Here is a 5,320-nt window from a genome sequence, read left to right on the forward strand (position 1 = left end):
TAATGATCTCGGGTATCGTAGCCATAAGAAAGAAAGTAGAGAGTCTAGCGTAATTTCCAATTTATAAGAAATATGTTTTTTGAGAATATTGACATAATATGTCGAAATTGTTATAATTACATACAAAGATATCTCAGATAAAAGCAAACTTGGTAAAAGCCAAGGACGCAAAGCCACGGGTCTAAAGCATTTTGCTATGATAGCCGGGTTACCGAAGAGATCACGGGGGTAATTAACTGTGTGTCAATTTCGGCATGCAGTTTTTTTATTACTTATTTCAAATTATTTTATTACGGAAGGGAAGTGCATGCAAAATGAAAAAGGGATTAAGACTATTTTTTGCTCTTACTTTGGTATTGTCAGTGGCAGTTACTCCAGTTGTGGCGAAACCTGGTAATGGGAAATCTGGGGTTTCTTCTTCACAAAAAGAAGCTAAAAGTGAAGCAAAAGGTAATGTAGCAGCAACGGATTCTGCTGAAGACACTACAGAGGAAAGTAACAATGCAGAAACTGCAAGTCAGAAAACAAAATCAAATAGTCAAGCGAACAAAAAGGTATTTAAAGATGAATTGAATGAGCAAAAGAAAGAATTACAGAAAGAAAAAAGTTCTTTGAATCAACAGGTAGAAGCTCTTCAATTACAGTATGAAAATATGCTTGCAGCTGGCGACGAGGAAGGTGCGGCAGCTATCTTGGACAACATAAATGAACTAAATGAGCAGATCCAGGGTGTTCAAGCTCGAATAAAAGAAACGATTAATGAACGCTATATGGTTGTTAAAACAATGTATACTGATGAGGAACTTGCGGAATTTTCCGGTGCAGAAGAATTGATTGCTCAGATGTATGCGGATGCTGAAGTTTTATCAGCTGGCAGTGTAACAGTAAATAACAACCTTATTAAATTTGATACACCTCCTTATATCAAAAATGGAGTAACATTAGTACCACTTAGAGCTATATCTGAAGAATTGGGCGGAGACGTGTCTTGGGATGCCGAGACAAAGACTGTAACAATAACCAATGGTGATACAGTGGTTCAAATTACTGAAAATAGCACAACTTGTATAGTGAACGGTGAGACTATCGAAATAAGTGCACCGGCTACTAAGGATTGCGGAAGGACATATGTACCTCTTCGTTTCTTATCCGAAGCATTAGGCTTCAATACTGAATGGGATAGTGAAAATGAATTGATCGATATCAGTGATGGTACAGAAGCATCAGAAGATACAACAACAACTGAAGCATCAGAAGACACAACAACAACGACTGAAGCGTCAGTAGATGACAATACAGTGACAACGACTGAGACTTCAGGAGATGACACTACAACAACAACCGTTGGGGAATAACTAATATCATCATTAGATGAAGTTTTGGATATTTCAAGTGCTGAACTTGCTATTTAATTAAATTTTATCAAGAAATGGTAGTCAATAATAATATTGACTACTATTTTTGGCGCTTTAAGACGCTGTGCCAGTAAAAAGCCCTTCTAGGGCTAGTACAAACCACGCGTTTAACACGTGGTTTTAATTTTAATAAAAAAATTGCTAATTTAAACGAGAACAGCAAAAATAAACATATATGAGTTCCATAACATAATTTATTCTTATGATTTATGATGTTTATATAACTTTTTATCATAGCAAAAATACCTATAATTTTAGTCTATCATAAAATTCTTTTTCACTGAGAATTACATCAATGGGATACCTGAATTTTTCCTTAGATTTTTATTCTATAATACACAATAGTTGATTCACTGCTTCTCTAACTTTCTTTCCATCAATACTGGAGTAGTTAATGATAATTCTGTGACGCAAATCTTCTTTTGAGCCCATATAATATTCAGATAGGCAGGAAATTTCTATTCCTTTTTCACGTGCCATCTCCATAATTTCCAAATCCGTACGCCTTGTATTTACATCCAAAATAAAATGAAGCCCTGCATCTTTTTCTAAAACTTTTACTTTTTTTCCTAAAGCACTTTCATTGATCTCTTTCAGTATTAAATCTCGTTGAGATTTATAAAAATTTCGCATACGATTGATATGCCTTTCGAAATATCCTTTTTCCATAAAACGAGCCAAAGTATATTGCTCAAAACTGGATACAGTACAGGAATAAAACCCCAATTTTTTTCGAAAACTTTCCATTAAATGGGGCGGTAACACCATATAGCTAATACGGATGGTTGGAGCAATGCTTTTTGTGAATGTATTGATATATATGACCTTTTCATTTTCATCAATACTTTGCAATGTTTGAATTGGTCTACCTGTAAACCGAAATTCACTATCATAGTCATCTTCAATGATATATCTATTTTCTTGTTCATTCGCCCAGTTTAAAATCTCCTGCCTACGCTGAATGGGCATAACAATCCCCGTAGGAAAATGATGGGCTGGTGAAATATGTATAATATTTGACTTGCTCTTTTCTAAATCCGAAATAGACAATCCATGTTGATCCAAAGAAATGTATTCGCAGGCAACATCATTGGCTTTATAAATTTCAGATATTTTAGAATATCCTGGATTTTCAACTCCTAATATAATATCTTTTCCAAAAAATTGAATTAGCAAATTATATAAGTATTCCGTTCCTGCCCCTATAACAATCTGATCTTGGGAAACCACCATACCCCGAAATCGATATAGGTATTCTGCAATAACATGGCGTAACTCTTCAATTCCGTTAAAGGGCATTTTCTGTAACAACTGCGCATTTTTTTCATTTAAAACTTCCCGTGTCAGTTTTGACCATACAGAAAAAGGGAAGTTTTCGGCGTTGATGGAATTTGCCTTAAAGTCCATAAAACAGTCTTGTTTTTTGGGTGTATTTATGGGTACTTTTCCTCTATCCATTCCTTGGTGAAAGAAATTTTTCTGTAGCTTTGAAACATAGTATCCTTTTTTTTCAACAGAATAAATGTATCCCTCTACCAGTAATTGCATATAGGCATTTTCTACGGTTACAGTACTTATTTTTAAATGATCAGCTAGAGTTCTTTTTGAGGGAAGCTTTTCGTAGGCTATGATTTTTCCTTCTACAATATCATTTTTTATGCTGGTATAAAGAAATTCATATAGCGTTGTATTCCCTCTATTTTCAAGATTATAGGTTAACATTCCTTTTTCTCCTTTAAATCTGGTATTATCATTTTTTATCAAAATGGCTATTTATATAATATCAATTCTCATTATAATAGAGTTAAACTATTTTGTAAACCGAGAGGAGAATTGACTTGAAAAACGAGAGATGGGAATTAAACAAAAATTTAGCACAAATGCTTAAGGGTGGCGTGATTATGGATGTTACAACACCGGAGCAGGCAAAAATTGCAGAAGCCGCTGGTGCTTGTGCTGTTATGGCCTTAGAACGTATTCCTGCCGATATCCGTGCAGCCGGTGGTGTTTCTCGTATGAGCGATCCCAAAATGATTCGGGGCATCCAAGCCGCAGTTTCCATTCCTGTAATGGCAAAATGCCGTATTGGTCATTTTACGGAAGCACAAATTTTGGAAGCCATTGAAATTGATTATATTGATGAAAGCGAAGTCCTTTCTCCTGCTGATAATAAATATCACATTGATAAAACAAAATTCAATGTGCCCTTTGTTTGCGGAGCAAAAGACCTTGGAGAAGCACTCCGTAGAATCAATGAAGGAGCAGCTATGATCCGTACCAAAGGTGAACCAGGCACAGGGGACGTGGTTCAAGCCGTTCGCCATATGCGCATGATACAAAGGGAAATAAGACGTATCACGTCAATGAGTGAAGATGAGATTTTTGATGTTGCGAAAGAATTGCAAGTTCCTTATGATTTGGTTTTATATGTTCATGAAAATGGGAAACTTCCAGTTGTAAACTTTGCGGCAGGCGGGGTCGCAACACCTGCTGATGCAGCATTAATGATGCAGCTTGGGGCAGAGGGGGTATTTGTTGGCTCAGGAATCTTTAAATCCGGAAATCCAGAAAAACGTGCAAGTGCCATTGTAAAAGCAGTTACAAATTTCAAGGATGCAAAAGTATTGGCAGAACTTTCCCAAGATTTGGGAGAAGCGATGGTTGGCATTAATGAACAGGAAATTGAACTCCTCATGGCTGAAAGAGGGAAATGATATGAGAGTTGGAATTCTGGCACTGCAAGGCGCCTTTATTGAACATAAATACACTTTGGATGCACTTCATATAGAAAGTTTTGAGATTAGACAAAAAAAGGATATACAAACAGAGTTTGATGGATTGATTATTCCCGGTGGAGAAAGTACAGTCATGGGTAAATTGCTTCGTGAGCTAAAACTTTTTGACCCAATAAAAGAATTGATTGCACAGGGTTTACCTGTTTTTGGTACCTGCGCTGGTCTTTTACTCCTTGCAAAGGATATTGAAAATGACGATAAATTACATCTAGCTACTATGGACATTGTGGCAAAGAGAAATGCTTACGGTAGACAGTTGGGGAGTTTTACAATTGAAGAAAATTTTCAGGGGATTGGTAAGATTCCAATGATATTTATTCGGGCACCATATATTAATTCGGTTCAGGATGATGCGGAAGTATTAGCAACCGTTAACGGTAAAATTGTTGCCGCAAAGCAAAAAAATCAATTGGTTACAGCCTTTCATCCAGAGCTTACCCAGGACATATCTGTGCATAAATATTTTGTAGAGATGATACGCAGGAAACATTCCTGATATTAAAAAATAGGGCTTATGAAGAGATTTCCATAAGTCCTATTTTAATAGTTCATCTGTTGTGACATTAAATATCTTAGCGAAAGCAACAATTTCAATATCTGTTACAAATCTTTTGCCACTTTCAATTTTTTGAATAGCATTCTTATCTAGGTCAATTCCAATAAGTTGAAGCTGATCTGCAAGCATTCTCTGTGATACGGTAGGGGTTAAGGCTTGTCTTAATACTTTAATTTTATTTCCACAAAGATTTAGGGAACCATCTGCATTCTTATTCATCCTTTTCCGCTATTTTCATATGGTCAAGGGCATATTCACAGCACTGAGCAACGAGAGAATTTACAGATATATTATGTGCGGCGGAACATTCTGACAATCTCTCTACTAATGTCTTTTCTAATCTAAATGTTTTATTTATAAATTCAGTTTTCTTTATTTCAAACATGATATCACCTCACATATACAGTATAGTGCTAAAATAATATGATATATACACACTTTATTTACACTTGTTTTTATATGTGCAGTATGCTATTATATATTTGAGGTGATATTATGACAGATTATAAAAATATGTATTTTCTTTTGTTCAACAAAATTACAGATACCATTGA

General features: G+C 35.4%; 6 protein-coding genes and 1 riboswitch. Of the genes, 3 read left to right on the forward strand and 3 right to left on the reverse strand.

The window, feature by feature from the left end:
- The first annotated feature begins 132 nt into the window (after positions 1-132).
- A riboswitch (cyclic di-GMP riboswitch) is annotated at positions 133-216 on the forward strand.
- A 98-nt stretch (positions 217-314) separates the two neighbouring features.
- Entirely contained in the window at positions 315-1,355 is a 1,041-nt protein-coding gene (locus P9Q65_RS12985; RefSeq protein WP_304509919.1) for a copper amine oxidase N-terminal domain-containing protein, read from the forward strand.
- 384 nt (positions 1,356-1,739) lie between these two features.
- Here P9Q65_RS12985 and pdxR read toward each other — a convergent pair whose 3' ends face one another.
- Positions 1,740-3,137, reverse strand: coding sequence for a MocR-like pyridoxine biosynthesis transcription factor PdxR (gene pdxR / locus P9Q65_RS12990; protein WP_304509921.1), 1,398 nt, complete (start codon positions 3,135-3,137; stop codon positions 1,740-1,742).
- 116 nt (positions 3,138-3,253) lie between these two features.
- On the opposite strand from pdxR, the gene pdxS reads away from it, so the two are divergent.
- The gene (pdxS, locus tag P9Q65_RS12995; RefSeq protein ID WP_304509922.1) at positions 3,254-4,129 is read left to right on the forward strand and encodes a pyridoxal 5'-phosphate synthase lyase subunit PdxS; all 876 of its coding nucleotides are present in this window, start codon (positions 3,254-3,256) and stop codon (positions 4,127-4,129) included.
- Between the two features lies 1 nt (position 4,130).
- Positions 4,131-4,706, forward strand: coding sequence for a pyridoxal 5'-phosphate synthase glutaminase subunit PdxT (gene pdxT / locus P9Q65_RS13000; protein ID WP_304509924.1), 576 nt, complete (start codon positions 4,131-4,133; stop codon positions 4,704-4,706).
- A gap of 39 nt (positions 4,707-4,745) precedes the next feature.
- Here the strand turns inward: pdxT and P9Q65_RS13005 are convergent, their stop codons facing one another.
- Together P9Q65_RS13005 and P9Q65_RS13010 are read right to left on the reverse strand one after the other, a co-directional pair.
- Entirely contained in the window at positions 4,746-4,985 is a 240-nt protein-coding gene (locus P9Q65_RS13005) for a helix-turn-helix domain-containing protein (RefSeq protein ID WP_304509926.1), read from the reverse strand.
- The gene (locus tag P9Q65_RS13010; protein WP_304509928.1) at positions 4,978-5,151 is read right to left on the reverse strand and encodes a hypothetical protein; all 174 of its coding nucleotides are present in this window, start codon (positions 5,149-5,151) and stop codon (positions 4,978-4,980) included. Before P9Q65_RS13010 ends, P9Q65_RS13005 begins: the two co-directional genes overlap by 8 nt.
- Positions 5,152-5,320 lie beyond the last annotated feature (169 nt).

Source organism: Anaerotignum sp. (genome assembly GCF_030625865.1).
In the GTDB taxonomy this organism is placed as follows: Bacteria; Bacillota; Clostridia; order Lachnospirales; family Anaerotignaceae; genus Chakrabartyella.

Coding starts and splice junctions, on each gene's coding strand:
- pdxR (WP_304509921.1), bottom strand. CDS start 3,137: ATGTTAACCTATAATCTTGAAAATAGAGGGAATACAACGCTATATGAA.
- P9Q65_RS12985 (WP_304509919.1), top strand. CDS start 315: ATGAAAAAGGGATTAAGACTATTTTTTGCTCTTACTTTGGTATTGTCA.
- P9Q65_RS13005 (WP_304509926.1), bottom strand. CDS start 4,985: ATGAATAAGAATGCAGATGGTTCCCTAAATCTTTGTGGAAATAAAATT.
- P9Q65_RS13010 (WP_304509928.1), bottom strand. CDS start 5,151: ATGTTTGAAATAAAGAAAACTGAATTTATAAATAAAACATTTAGATTA.
- pdxT (WP_304509924.1), top strand. CDS start 4,131: ATGAGAGTTGGAATTCTGGCACTGCAAGGCGCCTTTATTGAACATAAA.